Annotated in this window: 13 protein-coding genes; 5 read left to right on the top strand and 8 right to left on the bottom strand. The window is 60.1% G+C overall.

Annotated elements, in window-relative coordinates:
- Positions 1-66: 66 nt before the first annotated feature.
- Genes I6I71_RS03725 through I6I71_RS03755 form a run of 7 tightly spaced genes read right to left on the bottom strand, consistent with a single transcriptional unit; the run spans position 67 to position 6,579 of the window.
- Positions 67-639: an RNA polymerase sigma factor gene (locus I6I71_RS03725; protein ID WP_201822334.1), complete on the bottom strand. Its 573-nt coding sequence runs from the start codon at positions 637-639 to the stop codon at positions 67-69.
- The gene (locus I6I71_RS03730; protein ID WP_201822336.1) at positions 626-985 is read right to left on the bottom strand and encodes a Na+/H+ antiporter subunit G; all 360 of its coding nucleotides are present in this window, start codon (positions 983-985) and stop codon (positions 626-628) included. Before I6I71_RS03730 ends, I6I71_RS03725 begins: the two co-directional genes overlap by 14 nt.
- Positions 985-1,263, bottom strand: coding sequence for a cation:proton antiporter (locus I6I71_RS03735; RefSeq protein ID WP_052205563.1), 279 nt, complete (start codon positions 1,261-1,263; stop codon positions 985-987). Before I6I71_RS03735 ends, I6I71_RS03730 begins: the two co-directional genes overlap by 1 nt.
- Before the next feature lies 1 nt (position 1,264).
- A complete protein-coding gene (locus tag I6I71_RS03740; RefSeq protein WP_201822338.1) occupies positions 1,265-1,690 on the bottom strand; it encodes a monovalent cation/H+ antiporter subunit E in 426 nt (141 codons plus the stop codon).
- Complete coding sequence (locus I6I71_RS03745) at positions 1,691-3,229, bottom strand: monovalent cation/H+ antiporter subunit D family protein (protein ID WP_201822340.1); 1,539 nt, start codon at positions 3,227-3,229, stop codon at positions 1,691-1,693. It abuts the gene before it with no gap.
- The gene (locus I6I71_RS03750) at positions 3,226-3,666 is read right to left on the bottom strand and encodes a cation:proton antiporter subunit C (RefSeq protein WP_201822342.1); all 441 of its coding nucleotides are present in this window, start codon (positions 3,664-3,666) and stop codon (positions 3,226-3,228) included. Before I6I71_RS03750 ends, I6I71_RS03745 begins: the two co-directional genes overlap by 4 nt.
- 3 nt (positions 3,667-3,669) lie before the next feature.
- Positions 3,670-6,579: a DUF4040 family protein gene (locus tag I6I71_RS03755; protein ID WP_201822344.1), complete on the bottom strand. Its 2,910-nt coding sequence runs from the start codon at positions 6,577-6,579 to the stop codon at positions 3,670-3,672.
- A 120-nt stretch (positions 6,580-6,699) separates the two neighbouring features.
- On the opposite strand from I6I71_RS03755, the gene I6I71_RS03760 reads away from it, so the two are divergent.
- The 4 genes from I6I71_RS03760 to I6I71_RS03775 all read left to right on the top strand — a co-directional run bounded on the left by I6I71_RS03760 (position 6,700) and on the right by I6I71_RS03775 (position 15,940).
- Positions 6,700-8,079 carry a hypothetical protein gene (locus tag I6I71_RS03760; protein WP_201822347.1) on the top strand — a complete coding sequence of 460 codons (1,380 nt, stop codon included), beginning with the start codon at positions 6,700-6,702 and terminating at the stop codon, positions 8,077-8,079.
- A 345-nt stretch (positions 8,080-8,424) separates the two neighbouring features.
- Entirely contained in the window at positions 8,425-11,373 is a 2,949-nt protein-coding gene (locus I6I71_RS12020) for an adhesin domain containing protein (RefSeq protein ID WP_236587384.1), read from the top strand.
- The gene (locus I6I71_RS12025) at positions 11,370-14,573 is read left to right on the top strand and encodes a G5 domain-containing protein (RefSeq protein ID WP_236587385.1); all 3,204 of its coding nucleotides are present in this window, start codon (positions 11,370-11,372) and stop codon (positions 14,571-14,573) included. The genes I6I71_RS12020 and I6I71_RS12025 overlap by 4 nt, the downstream gene beginning before the upstream one ends.
- A 152-nt stretch (positions 14,574-14,725) precedes the next feature.
- Complete coding sequence (locus I6I71_RS03775; protein ID WP_201822349.1) at positions 14,726-15,940, top strand: ATP-binding protein; 1,215 nt, start codon at positions 14,726-14,728, stop codon at positions 15,938-15,940.
- On the opposite strand, the gene I6I71_RS03780 is transcribed toward I6I71_RS03775, so the two are convergent.
- Positions 15,929-16,681 carry a hypothetical protein gene (locus tag I6I71_RS03780; protein WP_201822351.1) on the bottom strand — a complete coding sequence of 251 codons (753 nt, stop codon included), beginning with the start codon at positions 16,679-16,681 and terminating at the stop codon, positions 15,929-15,931. The genes I6I71_RS03775 and I6I71_RS03780 overlap by 12 nt on opposite strands.
- 315 nt (positions 16,682-16,996) lie before the next feature.
- On the opposite strand from I6I71_RS03780, the gene I6I71_RS03785 reads away from it, so the two are divergent.
- Positions 16,997-18,163: a hypothetical protein gene (locus I6I71_RS03785; protein WP_201822353.1), complete on the top strand. Its 1,167-nt coding sequence runs from the start codon at positions 16,997-16,999 to the stop codon at positions 18,161-18,163.
- Positions 18,164-18,299: the final 136 nt, after the last annotated feature.

Below are 18,299 nucleotides of genomic sequence, written 5' to 3' on the forward strand. Positions count from 1 at the left end.
GTGAGCCCGCTCCCAACGGGTTTTAGTTGAACAAAACAGTTCTCTTATCTTAGACCGTCTCAGAAATTACTGTGTGTTATCCGCGGCGCCGGCGCCGCCGGCGGCGATGAGGTCGGCGCGTGCCCGGGCGACGCGGGAGCGGATTGTGCCAACGCGCACGCCGGCGATTTTGGCTGCTTCTTCGTAGGTGTAGCCAAGGATTTGGGTGAGTACGATGGCTTCTTTGCGCTCGGGCGCAAGGCCGTCGAGCATGGCGCGGGCGTCCATGACTTCGGACCAGGTGGTGGCGTTGTCGGGGCTGGGTTCTAGGGCGGCGGCGACCGAGTAGTCGGAGTAGTCGCCTTCGGCGGAGCGGGGGCGTGCCATGTCGTGGCGTACGGAGTCCACCCAGGTGCGTCGGGCAAGGGACAGAAGCCAGGTGCGTGCGCTGGAGCGTCCTGCAAACCGCGGCAGGGCTTTCAGTACGCGCAGGTAGGTTTCCTGGGTTAGGTCGTCGGCGTATTCGCGCCCGGCCAGGTTGGTGAGAAGCCGCCAGACGTCGTCTTGTGTCTCGGCGATGAACTGCTCAAGGGCAGCGCGATCACCTCGTCCTGCTTGCAGGGCGAGGTTGGTCACATAGTCGTACTCAGGCCTGCTCACTGCCGTTAACCGGGGTTTGAACACCAGCACTAGCTTCGCGCTTGTCACTGACGGTCACGCCGTAGAGCACACGGCCCATGACAAAGGTGCCTACAGAGCCGACGATCCATACGCCTGCGATGGCGATGATGGCAAGCGCCAGTTCCCATGCGCTGAAGCCGGTGGTGGACCAAGAGTAGATCAGTTTGGCTACAACCAGGATGGGAAATGCCATGGTGACCAGGGGGCCGAGTAGGTTGGCGCGGGTCAAAGCGTCGGGTGCGCGCAGCTGCAGAAGGGTTGCGGCGATGATGAAGATGGTGGCCACGATGACAAGCGCGGCAACGATGATTTCGTAGATAGCCATTAGCGGCGCCCCCTTGAGATGATGCGGGCCATGGAGATCGTCGGCACCACGCCGCAGGCAAGGGCGGCCAGTACTGCGATGTCGTAGCCAATCATGGTTTCTGTGATCAGGGTCCAGACGAGGAAGATGGCCACCATGGCGTAGAACACCATGTCCGAGAGCACGGCGCGGGTCAGTTCGTCCTTGCTTAGGATCAGTGCGCCGAGTGCCACCAGCAGGCAGATGGCGATGATGATGATGCAGGCCATGATGATGGCTTCAAACGTGCTGGTAGGCATGCTAGCTCATCCTTTCTGCGGGCGGCAGGTCTTGCTCTGGGGTGGTGTCGCCGTGGTCAATGTATGGTTCCCATTCCACAGCCTGCGCATCAAATGGGATGGATTTCACGGCTGGGTTGACGTGCTCTTCCATGTCCGCCAACCCTTCGATGAGGTCTATCGGGTCTTCGCCGAATGCGGCTTGCACGATGAGGATTTCGGGTTCGCCGGGGTGCGCGCTGTGCCGCAGTCCCACCGACATGGTGCCGGGGGTGACGGTGATTGAGGTGGAGAACCAGAACAGTTCCCAGTCTGTGGTCAGGCGCAGTGGGTAGTAGATCACTACGGGTTTGAGCCCGGTTTTCGGTTTGAATGCTGCGGCGCTGGTTTGGATACCGGAGACAATGATTTCTTTGATGATCCAGAGGGCGTAGGCGATGTAGCGCATTTAGTTACCTCCCTGCAGTTCGGCCAGGTTGGGTACGCCGACTGGGTCGGTGCCAAGTACGGCGGTGGAGTAGGCGTCCACATTCAGCAGGCTGTCTACGGCGGTGGTGGAGGCATCCCACATTTGGCCGGCTCCAATGAACATAGCCAGTGAGAGGAGCATCATGCTTGCCGACGGCAACATGAACCGCCACCTCACATTCAACGCCTCCGGGTAGTTCTGCATTGGACGTCCCCAGAACACTTCCTTCCACACGCGCATCATGGACAGAAGCGCACCGAAGGAGGCGACGATGATGGTGGTGATGACCACCCAAGAGCGCCAATCCCCGGGCTGGGCTGCGGCCAGCATGATGGTGACCTTGCCAAAGATGCCGGAGAATGGTGGGAAGCCGACGATGGAGAACGCGCCGGCGACGAAGACGGCGGACGTCAGCGGGTCGCGGCGTGCAATGCCGGCGAGTTTGGAGATGGTGCCGGTGCCGTAGGTCTCTTCAATTGCGCCGACGTTGAGCACGAGTGCGCCGACGGTGATCATGTGGTGCACGGTGTAGAGCAGGCCCGCGGCCAGGGCGTAGCGGGCTGCGTCGCCGCCGCCTGCGGTAAACGCCAGCATGACCAGGATGAACGGCATGCCGTTGACCATTTGGTAGGCCAGGACGCGGCGCATGGTGTCCTCGGCAAGACCGGCGAAGCCGCCGATCAGCATGGAGATCACCATGATCACGATGATCAGCGTGTTCCAGCGCTCATCCATGTCAAAGATGACTACCCAGATGCGAAACAGCATGTAGACCGCAACCTTGGTGTGCAGGCCGGAGAACAGGCCCATCACCGCAGCGGAGGTGGATGGGTAGGTGCGCGGCAGCCAGGTGTGGACGGGGAACACGCCCGCCTTGGCGGCAACGGCGATGATGACTAGGCCGGTGGCCACGGTGATCGGGCCGTTGCCGGCGGCGGCGCCGCGCAGCGCGCCGATGTTCACCGCGCCGGCGACACCGTAGATGTAGCCCACGCCAACCAGCAGCAGGGTAGAGGCCGCCAGGTTCACCAGCACGAAGGTGCGGGCAGACAGCAGGCGGTGGCGGGTGCCGGTCATGGCGATCAGGCCGTAGGACGGCAGAAGCATGACCTCAATCATGACGAAGAAGTTGAACAGATCCGCGGTCAGAAGCGCGCCGGTGACACCCGTGACCAGCACAAGGGTCAGGGAGGTGAAGTAGCGTGCCTGGGTTTCACCCACGGCGATGGCGAACCAGTTGGCGGTGATCGCCACGATCATGGTTGCCACCAGCATTACGGCAGAGAACTGGTCGCCGCCGAAGGAGATACCTACGCCGCCTTGGTACTTGCCAATGACGTGGCCAATGGTGCCATGCGTTGAGGTGTAGGCGTAGAGCCAGATGCCGCCGGCGAGGTTGATGGCGGGGATGAGGATCGACAGAGCGTCGTTAAGCTTCTTGCTCGGGCTCAGCGCGGTGATGGCTGAAACGATGAGTGGAAGTGCAACGAAGATGGGAAGGACTGCTCCTGCGGTCATCGGTTCACCTCCGAGACATCCATGTTGTGTACCTCTTCAAGCTTCTTGGGGTTCAGGCGCGCGCGGCGGCCGGCGGTAGACAGGGCCGAGGGGCTCAGGCGCATCTTGTCGTATGCGGCGTCGGTGCCAGTCGGGTTGTCCGACGTGTCATCATCGCGGCCAAGGGACGCCAGCATCAGCAGGATTGTGGTGGTGGCCATTGCAATCACAATGGCGGTCAGCACAAACGCCTGGGGCAGTGGGTCGGCGATGTCCTCGATGGGGGTGCGAGACGGGAAGGCCTCTCCACGCCAAGCGCCAACGCCGGTGGCCAACAGTGTCAGGTTGCCTGCGTGGCCGAGCAAAGACATGCCGAAGACCACGCGGACCATGCCGCGCTGCAGGACTAGGTAAACGGCTCCCGCAACAAGCATTGCGATGGATAGTGCCATAACCATGGTTTAAAGCTCCTTCGCTGAGACGGGTAGCGGGTTGTCTGCCGGGTTGAGCGGCTTCGGGTGAGACGCGACGGCGTTCTCCGGCTGCTCCGGCTCCGGAATGGAAGGCAGCGGGTTATCCGGCTCATCGCGCGTGTAGTCGAGGTTGCGCACCTCTGTACCCGGCCGCAGGTAGCCGCCGAGTGCGTTGATGGCCTGGGTGACCATGCCAAGCACGGCCAGGTAAATACCAAAGTCAAAGATCAGGGAGCTGCTCAAGTGCTGGCCGACGATTTCCCCGTGCAGGGCGTAGAGGAAGCCGCCTTCAATAAGCCCGAGCAGGCCGGAGGAAATGGCAACGATGATGCCAATAGCCGCAAGCTTGATCGGGGTGCGCTGGCCCACCACGTACGCGTCCGCGCCGCGGGAGAGGTAGCTCATTGCAAATGCCGTGGCCATCACTAGCGCGGCAACGAAACCACCGCCCGGGGCATTGTGGCCGCGGAAGAAAATAACAATGGACAGGACCAAGAGCACCGGCGCCACCATGGCGGCGGCCTTGCGCATTGGCAGGGAGTTGAACTGGGACTGGCCGAATGGGCGCGGGCGAGTGCCGGCCTCAAACATGTGGCGCGGCATGGATTGGGTGACCGCGGCGATAACCACGGCGGCCATACCCAGCACGGAAAGCTCGCCGAGTGTATCGAATCCACGGAACTCAACCAGGATGGCTGCGACTATGTTGTCCGCACCGGTCACCTCACCGCCTTGGGTGATGTACCACATGCCCAGCTCAGAGCGGTCGTGGCGTCCCAGCAGCGTGTACACGCCGAGGAAGGCCACAATGCCGGAGAGCAGCGCGAACACCGTTGCGGTGACTTGGCGCCTGCGTGGGGTGCGCGGGAAGGTGCGCGGCTGGTAGCGCAGCACAATCATCATCACCACAACGGTCAGGGACTCCACCACCAGCTGGGTCAGCGCCACGTCCGGTGCACCCAGCATCAGCATCTGCAGCGTGATGCCCACACCCGTGGTGCCCAACAGCACGGTGGTGGCCAGGCGCGAACGGGTGGTGATCATGCCGATGACAGACAGGGCGATGATGCCAAACGGGATCAGGTCCCACCACACGTCCAGGCCCTCGGCGCGGGGTGCCAGTGGTACGCCGTCTACACCGTCTGTAAACAGTGCGGTGCTCAGGCCCAAGACAACCACCAGGAACAGCACTGGGAAGAGGTGGCGCGACGGGTTGAAGCCGTCAGCCACGGCACCCAGGGCGCGGCCGGCTGAAGTGGAGCCAACGTTTACGCCGTGGAGTACCTCGTTGCCGCTAAAGGGCAGCAGCTGCTTGTTCTCTACGGTGGCGAAGACTCGCTTGCGGGCAAAGATGACAAAGAGCACGCCGGCAACCAGCACGGCAGTGGAAACCAGAAGTGGTGCGGTTACGCCGTGCCACAGGGCCAGGTGGGAGTAGTATTCCTCGCCGGTAATCGCGGTCACGGCCGCAGAGATCGGGCCGTCCACCTGCGTGAGCAGCAGCGGCACGACCAAAGACATCAAGCCCGGCAGCGCGGCCGGTAGCCAGAGGCGCACCGGCGCTTCGTGGACGTGGGACATGTCCTTCGGGCCGTCCACAAACGCACCGAAGACAATCTTTGCGGAGTAGACAAAGGTCAACAGCGCAGCCACGCCACCGATGGTGAGCAGGAGCGCGCCGTAGCGGGAATCTTCAAACGCGCCTAGGATGGATTCTTTAGAAATGAAGCCGAACAGTGGCGGGATAGCGGCCATAGAGGCAGCCGCCACCACGGTGGAGGCAAACGTGAACGGCATCTTGTCGTACAACTTGCCCAAACGCCGCATGTCACGCGATCCGGCCTCATGGTCCACCACACCAATCAGCATGAACAGCGATGACTTGAACAGCGCGTGCGCCAGCGTGTGCGTCAGCGCCGCAGCCAGCGCAAGCGGAGTACCAATACCAATGGCGGCCACAATCCAGCCCAAGTGGCTCACCGTGGAGTACGCCGTGAGGTGCTTGAGGTCCGTCTTGGTAATTGCAAACGTTGCACTCATCAGTGCGGTGAACAGGCCAACAGACGTCAAGATCACGTTCCAGGTCGGCTGGTCCGCAAAGATGGTGGAGAAACGCAGCAGCAGGTAGACGCCAGCCTTCACCACAGCCGCTGCGTGCAGGAATGCGGACACCGGAGTGGCGGCCGCCATGGCTTCTGGAAGCCAGAAGTGGAAAGGGAACTGCGCCGCTTTAGTAAACGCGGAGGCAGCCACAAGCACCGCCACTGTGGTGGTGAGGGAGGGGTTGTCCCGCCAGACGTCGTGAAGCAAAAGCTCCTGCATGGAGGTGGTGCCGGTGTTGACCGCGGCGATGGCAAGTGCTGCAAGCAGGGTCAGGCCGCCGAAGAAGGTCAGGATCAGCGTGCGGTAGGAGCCTGCCTCGCCGGAGGAGCCGGAGCGCGCGATCAGCATGAACGACGCGATAGAGACCAGTTCCCAGGCGATGAACAGCAGCACCACATCATCTGCAAGCACCAGCAACAGCACAGACAGCGTAAAGGCCGTCATGATGGTGTAGAAGCTGGTGTTGCCCTCGTTCTTGGGCAGGTAGGCGGCTGAGTAACACATCACCACACCGCCAATGACTAGGGCGAGTAGAGCGAAGAAGATGCCCAACCCGTCTGCCCGCATGGCAAACTCCACGCCGGTTCCCGGGCCGAAGATGTCACGGGCCCACGTAAAGCCCCAGGTCAGTGGTGTGCCCGCAGCGACGTCGCTTAAGTGAGATCCCAGCGCAATCGCAGCCGCAAACAGCAGGGCGGCGATTGGGTATCCGGCCGCGCGGTCCATCACGCGCACCAAGATTGGAGACAGGATCACCGCAGCCGCCACGAGTGCTAGCACGAGTGGAAGAGTCATGGTGAATATTTCTAGGTTGTAGGGGCTGGCTGATAAAAACGCGAATACCAGCGTAGCAACTGCTGCCACGACGGTGCGCCTCCACGTAAATTGGCAGTAGCTTTAGTTAAATACTGTGCCATGAAGTGGCGTCTGGGTATAGTTCCGCTGGTTTTTCTCGCGGCGGTGTTGTTGCCGATGCAGCCTGCGTCCACGTGGGTGAGCCAGGCAGACCCCTCGGACCAAAGTGCTCAAACCACTGACCCGCTGGCTGATACGCGCAGGGCAGCGTCTGATGCAGCGTCCCAGTTGAGTCTGCTCACCACGGGCACCGGCCAGTTGGTCAATGGTGTGGGGGAGTTGGATGAGGGCAAGGGGTTGCTTGTAGACGCCATTGCGCAGGCTCGCGGCGGCGCCCAGGAGCTCTCCAACGGCATGGTGCAGCTGCAGGCGGGCACTGGCCAGCTTGGTGCGGGCGCGACGCAGCTGGCTGATTCCGTCGGCGAGATTGTGGCCCAGGTCGCCGGCTTTGAGGCGGTGCGGGGCCAGGTGGTTGCGGCGATTGACCGTAATTTGGAGGCCACAAAGGACAGCAAAGACCCGGACGTGGTGGCCTCGCGTGAGTCGTTGCAGGAGCTTCGACACCAGGCGGCTACGGCTGAGATCCCGGCGGATGCGGTGGCGAAGATGAACCAGCTTCGTGACGGCTCCCGTGACCTTGCCAACCAACTAGCCGTACCGGGCTACGCGTATCACGACGGTATATATACAGCCACCAACGGTGCCGCGTCCTTGGCTTCGGGGCTTGCTGAGCTTGAAGGCCAGGTGCAGGAGGCAGCCGGGGGCATTTCCCAGCTTGTCGACGGCACGGCGAAGATCAACACTCTTGCCCAACAATCCTCCGCGAAGATGAGGGACGTGCGTGCGTCCCTGCCGCCAGCCGTGGCGGGGGCGGATGCTGGCGCTGGTGCTGTTGGCGTTGGGTTTTCCCCGATCGCGGCGATGCTTCTGGCAGCGCTGGCCGTGTTCGGTGGTCTGGCATTAGGTGCCGCCGGGTGGTTTGCCGCGACTATTGGGCGCGGGCGCGCGTGGGTCCTGGCACTGGGCACCGTGTTTGTCGCCGCAGCCGGTGTGGCGCTGGCGTGGATCGTTGGCACCAACCTGGGCGCAGTGGCGCTGGCCGGGATCGGCGGCGCGTTGGCGCTTGGCGTGCTTGCCTCGGCGGGCCTGACGCAGGTGTTTGCCGGTGTGTTTGGGGCGCGCGCCGGGCTTGGGCTGGCAGGCGTGTTGGCCGTGGTGCAGACCGGCCTGGTGGGCTGGGTGTGGCGTCAGGCGGCGAGCGCCCCGCTTGAAGGCGCGTGGGAGTCTGTCTCCCAGGTATTCCCCATGCACTGGATCACTGCCGCCGTCACTACCGCCGGCAACGCGGGGGACTACCGTGTGATCGTTTCCGCGGCGTTGCTTTGCATGATGGTAGCGGCAGTCGGCTTGGCTGGCGTGCGCCGTCCACGCGCTTTGTAATTCGCGCGATGTGACTGATGCCTCAGTCATAGAGAATTTTATACGTACTTACAGGTAGTGCGATATGCAGCGCCATACGCAGGCAAATCATGCTGGGTAAAAATCCTTGAAACTGCAAATGTCTCGGATGGCGGCAAAACTCCTAAGTTTTACCTTGTTATTCACTGTTGTTCCGGTTGATTTTTGGCCATAACCTGTGGAACAGTTGAGGCGTCTGCCCTATTGGGCATGCGTAAAGCTAATCGCATTGAGTGTTTACGTGCTGGACTGATCTGGTAGCGGCTAACGTCGCTTTCCTTGTTGTAGCGGTGCGCAGGTGCTTCGCGGATCTATGAAGGAGTAATTGTGACTGATTCGTCTCGTTCGATTCAGCGTTCGCAGAAACGGGCGCGTACGGGAATCGCGGCCTCGTCCGCGATTGCGCTCGCGCTTGGTGGCCTGAGCGTCGTCGGCCCGGGCCCGCTGGCACCGTACGCTGCGGCTGCCACATTGTCCGGCGGAATCCGCGACAAGTCCGGCGCGGTGGAGAAGGGCGCCCAGAAGGCCTCCGACCTGCCGGCCGGATCATGTGTTGTTTCAGAGACCGACACCGCTAACCACAGCCAGGCTGGTTTCAGCTGGAACACCCTAGAGCCAAGTACAGATAGCCCCGACAAGACCCTGTGGGGCTTAAGCGTCTCCTTTGATAACTCGAAGGACCGCACGTTCGCCGATTGGTACTTCACCAATGGGGCGAACCTTGGCGGCGTCTTGGGTACCGGCAAGGTGCCTTCCATGGAGGCCGGCCAGACCTTCCTTGACAAGAGCGTCACGCACAAGGCCGACGAAAGCATCGACATTACTGGTTCTCGCGCACAACGAAACCTGAATCTCTACGCAGAGCTGACCGATGCGAAAGTCAAGCAGTTCGCTTCGGCCACTGCCGCCAATCCCGTGCGCTATGCCTGGCAGAGCAATTACACGAAGGACAATCCTTCGGGCCTGAAAGCCACGGAAGGTGACAGCTCGGAATTCAAAGCTGTTGTAAACCCGTGGCCGAGCGAGAACATTGAATGTAACCCGATCACGGTGTCGTGGGAGAACTGGGAGAAGCACGTCATCGTGCCCGGTGACGAAACCAAGGTCGGTACCGTCAACATTCCTGCTGTGCAGAACGACGACGGTGGCGGTACGGACGATTCCATGTCCCGCATGGTCGTGGAGGCCTACGACGGCAACGGCAAGTTCATCGGCACCACGGACCCGGAAGCCTCCGGTGGTACGCAGAACCTGCGTATCGACGAAACGACCGGTGAAATCTTCTTCACCTGGCCGAAGTACCGCGGTACTGACTTGGCGACCGATAAGAACGTCAACTTCTCCGTTCTGGCGAAGCCGCGTACCGTTGACGAACTCCAGGCCGCTGTTGAGCACAACAACTCCGACAACTCCGGCGAAGGCAAGGCCTTCGATAGCTCCAACTCGCTGGATCGCTACAGCAAGGCGAACGTCATCGACTCCAAGGCGTTCTCGCTGGATGACACCGAGTACCACGACCCGAAGTATGACAAGACGGACGCTTCGATCATCTCCGGTGTCGATAGCGCTACCGGTCCTCTTGCTACCGAGCCGCAGAAGGTCACCTTCACCCAGACCCCTGATCTGATCAAGGAACTGGCGAAGAAGAAGGATCAGAAGGGGTTCGAAGCTAAGGCCACTCTTGACGAGAAGTACGTCTACGAGGGCTGGACCGTGGAGATTGACGAGGACTACAACGTCACCGTCACCGCTCCGGAGAACCCACGTCCGGGCACCTTCGCGCGCCCCGTGATCACGGTGGAGTACTCCAACGGCTCCACGGACGAGCTGGAACTCCTCGTGGTTGTCGACCCGAACAACACCCAGGTCACCGACCTGGTGCGTCCGGGTCTGACCAAGGGTCGTATTAAACAAGAGCTCACCGCCCAGATCGGTCTCAAGCCCATCATGAAGGGCCACAAGGCAGTTCACCCAGCGAAGTTTGAGGTTGACCCGGACACCGTACCGTCCGGTTGGACCGTTACGGTCGATGAAACCGGTAAGGTTACCGCGAAGGCAGACGATTCTGTCGCGCCGGGCACCGTCATCACCCCGAAGGTGAAAGCCACCTACCCGGATGGCACCGACGATGAGATTGAGACCCAGTTCCAGGCGATCGTGGACATCAAGGTCCCTGAGTACGACACGGTGACCAACAAGCCGAACGCCAAGGTCAGCCTGACTCCGAAAGTTCCTGAGCGTGGCCTCAGCGGTAACACCTCTGACGAGGCTCCGAAGCGCTACACCTTCGAGAACGGTCAAACCACGAATACCCTCACGAGTAAAGACGGCAAGACGTGGACCGTTAAGATCGACGAAAACACCGGCAAGATCACCACGACCATCCCGAAGGATGCGCCGGAAGGCGACATCCTGGATGTACCGGTTCTCGCCTACTACGATGGCGCTGACCCGCAGAAGGTGAAGGGCACCGTCGTTGTGATCAAGGGCGACGTCGCCCCGCAGTACAACGTGCAGGTCACCGGTCCGAACCAGGCTGTTGACCACCAGGTAACGGGTGCGCCGCAAGACTCGACCTACTCCTTCGGTAACGACGAGGACGGCAATCCGGTCACGGAGCAGAAAGTCGACGGCTGGAAATACAAGATTGACCCGAAGACCGGTGTTGTCTCCTCCACCCCGCCGGCAACCGCGAAGCCAGGCGACAAGAAGACCATCACCGTTACCGTCCAGACCCCGGACGGCTCCCGCCCAGAGGTTCCCGTCACCACCGTGGTGAAGCACACCAACAGCTGGGAAGCTGAGCCGACCTACCCTGTAGAAACGGTTTACCCGGGTGAGACTGCAACGTTGCCGGTTGCTCTTGAGAAGCCGGACAACGTCAACGTTGCGAAGGAAAACCCCTACAAGCTGGGCGATGTTCCGGCTGGTTGGAATGTCAGCATCGACGACAATGGCCAGATCACTGCAACCGCACCTGCGGATGCAAAGCCGGGCACGCAAGTCAAGATTCCGGTCACCGTGACTTACGAAGACGGTTCTACGGATATTGCATACGCTGTCGTCAATGTCCTCGGACTTCCGGAGCGTGAGGAACCGTTCGAGGTCGAGTACAAGTTCGACGAGTCCCTCCCTGCTGGTGAGTACAAGGTCGAAACCAAGGGTGAGCCGGGTGCAGCCAAGATGCACAAGGACGGCACCTGGGAGCGCACAAGGCACCGAAGAACGAGGTCGTCGTTATCGGCACCAAGCCTGCCGAGAGCGCCAAGGACGTGACTTGGAAGTTCCCGATTCCGTACCCGACTGAGGTTCGCGAGAACCCAGAGCTCAAGCCTGGCGAGATGAAGACCGTCCAGGAAGGCGAGAACGGCGAGAAGACCTATACCGCCAAGTTCACCGCCAAGGGCTCTGAGGCACAGGTTGCTGAGGAAGAGACCACCAAGGAACCGGTTACTCGCATCATCGAGGTCGGACCGGCTATCCCTGATCAGGAACTGACCAGCAAGAAGACCCAAGAGGTCCCGTTCGAGATCGAATACGTCTACGACGACACCCTCGAGTCCGGCAAGCAAGTTGTCGACGAAGAGGGCGTCCCGGGTGAGCAGACCATCACCTCCACCCAGAAGATCAAGGACGGCAAGCCGGACGGCGAGCCGAGCATCAACATCGAGCAGACCAAGGTCCCGAAGAAGGCCAAGATCCGCATCGGCACCAAGACCACCGGTGAAACCAAGAAGACCGTCGAGTCTGAGGTCCCGTTCGGTGTGAAGATCGAGTACGACCCGAACATGCCTGCTGGCAAGTCCGAGGTTGTCACCGAAGGTAAGCCGGGTAAGAAGACCACCACGGTCACCCAGAAGGTCACCAACTCCCAGCCGGATGGCGAGGCCACCGTCGAGGAGAAGATCACCGAGAAGCCTGTCGATCAGGTGATCAAGGTCGGCACCAAGCCGTCCGAGACCTCTGAGAAGGTCGAGTGGAAGGCACCGGTTCCGTTCGAGGTTGAGACCCGTCCGAACCCGGATCTGAAGCCGGGCGAGATCAAGATCGTCCAGAAGGGCGAGCCGGGTGAGAAGACCTACACGGCCAACTTCACCTCCAAGGGCGACGACTCTTCGGTCACCCCTGAGGAGAAGCAGACCAAGGCTCCAGTCAACGAGATCATCGAGTACGGTCCGACCACTCCTGACCAGACGCTGACGTCGAAGACGACCCGCGAGGTTAACTTCGAGACCGAGTTCATCGTGGACAACACGGTGCCGGTCGGCCAGACCAAGGTCGAGCAGGAAGGCGAGAAGGGCGAGGAGCTGATCACCTCGACCCAGAAGATCAAGGACGGCAAGCCGGACGGCGAGCCGAGCATCACCGTCGAGCAGACCAAGGCGCCGAGGAAGAAGATCGTCCGTGTCGGTTCCATGACCGATGGCACGTACGAGCTGGAAGAGAAGCTGCCGATTCCGTTCGACACCGTGATTGAGTACGACCCGGAGAGCCCTGCCGGCGAGTACAAGATCGTCACCGAGGGCAAGCCTGGTGAGAAGATCACCAAGATCACCCAGAAGATCGTGAACAGCAAGGTCGTCGAGGCAACGCGTGGCGACGAAACCACCACCACCGAGCCGGTCACCAAGGTGATCAAGGTCGGCACCAAGCAGGCAACTGCTACCGACAAGGTGGAGTGGAAGGAGCCGATCCCGTACCCGACGGAACTGCGTCCGAACTCGGAGCTCGCTCCGGGTGAGGTTCGGGTTGTCCAGGAAGGCAAGGACGGCGAAGCCACCTACACCGCAACCTTCACAGGTACCAGCGGTGAAGCCACCAAGACCGAGGTCACCGATCGCACCGAGCCAACTCCGCGAATCGTCGAGTTCGGCCCGGGCCTTGAGGACGACAGCGTCGTCTCCAAGACCACCCGCCTGGTCGAGTTCGAAACCGAAATCGTCGAAGACCCGAACCTTGAAGAAGGCAAGCAGGTCATCGAGCAGGGCGAGTTCGGCGAGGAGGTCGTCACCTCCACGCAGAAGCTTGTCGACGGCAAGCCATCCGGCGAGCCTGAGGTGAAGACCGAGCGCACGAAGGAGCCGAAGAAGGCGATCATCCGCGTCGGTACCAAGAAGCCTGCGAATCCGACTCCGCCGACCGACGAACCGACCCCACCGGTCGAGCCGAAGGAAGTCGAGCTTCCGTACACCACGAAGATCATCTACGACGAGACGCTTGAGCCTGGTCAGGAAATCGTGGACCAGGAAGGTGCAAACGGCAAGGTCGAGGTGACCGTCGAGAATGGTCAGCCTTCGGTGAACGTCGTGAAGGAGCCAATCGAGAAGATCATCCGTGTTGGCACCAAGCCGCCGGCTGGTCAGGAGTGGAAGGAACGGATCCCGTTCGAGGTGAAGGTCAAGCTTGACCCCACCATCCCGGCGGGTGAGCACAAGGTTGAACAGGAAGGCAAGCCCGGCCTGGTTCAGCACAACTCCGACGGCACTGAAGAGACGCTCGTTGAGAAGCAGGATCACGTCATCCTCATCGGCACCAAGCCGGCCGACCCGACTGACCCGGAGAACCCGGATCAGCCGACGCCGGAAGGTGAGCTCGATATCAACGTCCGCTACACCACCAGGATCGTTTACGACCCGAGCCTGAAGCCAGGCGAGGAAGTCGAAGACGTTGCTGGTAAGGACGGCCGCTACACCATCAAGGTTGTCGACGGCAAGCCTGTCGCCGAGATGGTGGAGAAGCCGGTCGAGCGCGTGCTGCGTGTTGGCACCAAGCCGCCTGCAGGCACCAGCTGGACCGAGGAGATTTCCTACGACTACGAGGTTGTAGAGGACTCCGAGCTCGAAGCTGGTAAGCACGAGATTGTGCAGCCGGGTAAGCCTGGCGAGCGCATCCACCGTGAAGACGGCAGCGTTGTAGAGAAGGCTCCGCAGAAGCTGATCATCAAGGTCGGTACGAAGAAGAAGGCCGATGAGCCGACGCCTCCGGCAGACCCGGACAACAAGAAGGGTTCGTCTGAGAAGGCAGAGCGTTGTGTTGCTAACGCTTTTGCAACGAACAGTCCGCTGCTGTGGATGCTTCCGATCGGTCTGCTGGCAGGTATTGGCTACGGCGTCAATGAGGCATTTGGTCCGCAGATTCAGGCTGCGTCCGCTGAGATCAACGCTCGCTTCCAGGAGAAGATGCCGACGCATGATTGGGGTGTTGGTGGTCACGGTCAGCGTCGTCAAGATCCGGAGTGGATGCGTGAGCTGCAGGCGAAGGCTGACGGTGTCAACCGCCAGTTCGCTGCCTACGGCGAGCAGTTGCAGCCGTTGGGTATCGCACTCGGCGTGATCGCCTCGCTTGCGCTGCTGGGCTCTTTGATTGCTCAGGCTTGTACTGAGGAAGGTTTCGATCAGGGTATGACGGTGTGGGGCCTCAAGGGTGGTTCCTCTGAGCCGGGCAAGCGTCCGAAGGAGTGGTCCTCCCAGGAGTAATTCGCTAGCTTTGAGCTTTAAGCGCTGAACCTGTGAAGGCGGTCCCTGTAAAAAGGGGCCGCCTTTCTGGTTGCGTGAGGGCTTGGAAAAGTTACGAGTGTAACCGTAACTCTGCGCTGAATTTAGAAATGTTACGACTATACTCGTAAATCATGCGTGCTTTTCCTCGTCCTCAATACCTTGCAGAGCTCACTGCTGTCCAAGGCGTTGACCTGGTGCGAGTAATCACTGGCGTGCGGCGTAGCGGAAAATCAACACTGTTGGAGCTCTACCGCGAGCATCTTGTTTCCAAGGGCATGAGCGCTAGTCAGATCTTGACCATCAACTTTGAAGACATGGCGTTTGACCACCTCCGGGACGCCACCGTGTTTCATAGCTACGTCCTAGATGCGATCGAGCGGGATGCGATTACGTACCTGCACGTGGACGAGGTTCAAGAGTTGGACCAGTGGGCACGGGTGATCAACTCTTTACGCACGGCGCAGAAGCTCGAAATATGCGTCACCGGCTCCAACGCGTCAATGTTTGCTGGCGAAGGCCTGACGTACCTGGCGGGGCGCTACGTCACCTTGGAGGTGTTCCCGCTTTCGCTTGCGGAGTTCCGCCAATTCACACAAACCCCTGCAGCGGAACCCGCTGAGGTTTCCTACCAGCGGTGGATGACCACTGGCGGCTTTGCTCGCAGCGTGCTTGAGCCCTCGCCGGATCTGGTGCGCCAGCTTAACCGCGATCTTTTTGATTCCATCTTTACCCGCGACATCGCCCTACGTGGCGAAATTCGTGACACTGCAGTGTTCCTCCGCGTCGCCGCCTTCGTTCTCGACAACGCGGGATCACCCCTGTCCGCCAACAAAATTGCCAACACACTTAAATCCAGCGGGATCAGTATCAGCACGGACACGGTTGACAGGTATTTGCATTTGCTTATCGACGCCCACCTGATCTACCCCTGCCACCGCTTCGACACGCGCGGACGCGGATGGTTGAAAACCACGCCGAAGTACTACTGGGTGGATGCCGGGTTGCGTGACGCGTTGACAGGTCGTCGCGGTTCCAATACCGGACATGACCTGGAAAACCAGGTCTACCTTGAGCTGCTGCGTCGCCGATTCGAGGTGTTTACCGGCATCGGCGCTGGCGGCAAGATCGACTTCCTCGCGCGAAAAGGCGACACCAGCATCTACGTCCAGGTCGCGCTCACGGCCATGGATGAGCGGGTGCTGGCACGGAAACTGTCCTCATTTGAGGGTTTGCCGGCGGGAGCGCGCTGCGTGCTGTTAACCGGGGACCGCATTGCCTTGGACACCGGCCACGTTCAACAGCGCAACGCGTTTGATTTCCTTGCAGGTGCTGGCCTACAGCTTTAGCTCGAACGGAAGCTGGATGCCCAACTTCGGCAGCGCAGCCACCAGGCCAACTAGTGCCACAAGCACGGAGATCACCACGCCAGCGATGACGTCAAAGTTGTTCTCGCCGCTCTGGCTGCTCATGGAGGACAGATCCACCCCCGGCACCACACCACCCGCGTAGTCGGATTCCTCCGGGAACGCGATGACCTTGCTGATGCCGCTGGCACACGCATTTTCCGCAAGCTTTACCGAGGTGCTCCATTTGTTCACGCGCTTCTCAAGCTGGCCGGAAGGCGTCGCCACCCAGGCCGCGTTGAGCTTGTCCACCTGCTCCTTGGTCAACCCATCCGTGTTCTCCAGCGGGAAGACTGTGGGGATCTTCGGGAAGCCGGTGTCCTTCACGGGCTTGACGGTGAAGTTGTTGAGATCAACGTCCTCCTGGGTTGCCCCAGTTGTGGGCTTTAGGGTTTCCAGGTCGCGCTTCGCCTGCTCGTAGACAGCTTGCACATGCTCTGTGCGTTCCGACGCCTCCGCGAACACCCCCTCAACCACCTTCACCACATCGCGCGCACGCTCATAGTCACCAATCTTCTTCGACTGATCAAACGTGCCACGTGCGTAGTTCAGCTCTTCCTTGCTGAACTTCACTGCGCAGCGTCCGTCCTTCTGCTCTCCAATCTCGGCGGCGTTTGCAGGAACGGCGAGGGCGGTCATGGCAACCGTGCAGGCGGTCGCGGCGGCAAGGGTACGCAGTTTCATGGGTGGCTCCTTCAATGCGTAGTGGATTCTGCGTTTCGCGGACGATCCAGGGTCCACCTATATAAACGCTTGCCCCGCCCGCCGAGTTACAGCCGCTTACCAAGTTTGTAGCTACCTACACCCGGCTACTAGCCGAAAGGGGCTCCACAGAACTCCGAGCCTCTTCTACTCGTGAACCGGAAGAGGGCCCCGTAAGCGCTAATACGCTTCAACGAGACCCTCACCGGCGAAGACAAGGTCATTCACCGGTCTGCAAGGCAGTATATAATCTTGCGGCATTAAGGGGTAATGAAACATGCAATTGGGAGGGAATTCATGCCAAGAAATATCTCGTGGATTTCAGAAGCTCGGTTCCAGCCATATCTCAAACAAGCCGGGGGCTTCAAGGAAAAGGCTTGGGATCTTTACGAGTGGAACGCAGCGATTTCTGCGGCACTGTTCGAAGTAGTACATCATGTTGAAGTCCTTATCCGAAACGCGATGATGCGGGAGCTTGAGAAGGTCCACCCGATGTCCTTTCCCTGGAATCGGCCGAACATGGACAATATCGCCTCTGTGGCAGCGCGCCTCACGGACCGAAAAACACAAAAGGCTCCAGACAAGAACGATATTATTTCCCAGCTCAACCTCGGTTTTTGGACTGACCTTGTCTATCCAAGCGATTTTCAGAAATCAGCGCTTTGGAATTCACACCTTCACCGTGCATTCCCAGGCCAGCGAGATTCCCAAATAGTCGGACTCGCCCTCGAGGACCTGCGTCAGCTACGCAACCGATGCTCGCACCAGGATTCACTGCTGACGATCGACCCCGCTATTGAAATGAAGAAGATCGAAAGACTAATAGCGTGGATTGATCCAGCAGCTGTCGAATGGATCTCTTCACTTTCACGAGTTGAGGACGTACTTAAGAAGCGTCCTAACGTTCCAAACGAACCCGACACCTTGATCGTTGCGTCTACGCGTAACCGTTCAGTAGTGAAATCTGGCAAGGGTAGCTTCCGCTACCCTTTATATGACTGCTACCGCTCAAAGCACGGGATCATTCTCGAAGACTCCGTACGTATAGGACGTGAAGTTACCTACCTCGGCTTTTATTTGCCCAAGGAGGACCCACACTCCACATCAGTCTCAACGTATGTGAGCTCCGAGCCTAAAGCCCACATAGCACGTGAACTCCCCCTCATTGAGGAACGCTATATTCCGCAGGAGTGGTCAAAAGAACATGCGAAAAAGCTGGAGTCCGGTGACGAGCGTTCACGGAAAATCGGAAAGCTCATGAAACACGGACTTGGAAATGGTTACACCGCTGACAAAAACTATGTCATCTACCTGCTGTCCGATCCGGCAGCCCCGGAAACCATTTCTAACCCAGTGGAAATAGTGCATAACGAAGCAGGCCAGGGGTCAGCGTTTGTGAAGCTCACGCGCTATCTAAGGATCGATGCCCTCCGCGGCGCACGCCAGACATCCGATCTTCGGTAACCAGGAGATGTCGGACTAGACACGCACCGGGTGCAGTCGACGACTAGACGGTTCAGCGTCGGGCGCTATCCGATGTTTGCGCCAGGCAAGCCGGGCACGCCAGCCTAACCCACAGAACGAGAAAACCTCCAGGGCG

Source organism: Corynebacterium riegelii, assembly GCF_016728505.1.
Classification (GTDB): Bacteria; Actinomycetota; Actinomycetes; order Mycobacteriales; family Mycobacteriaceae; genus Corynebacterium; species Corynebacterium riegelii.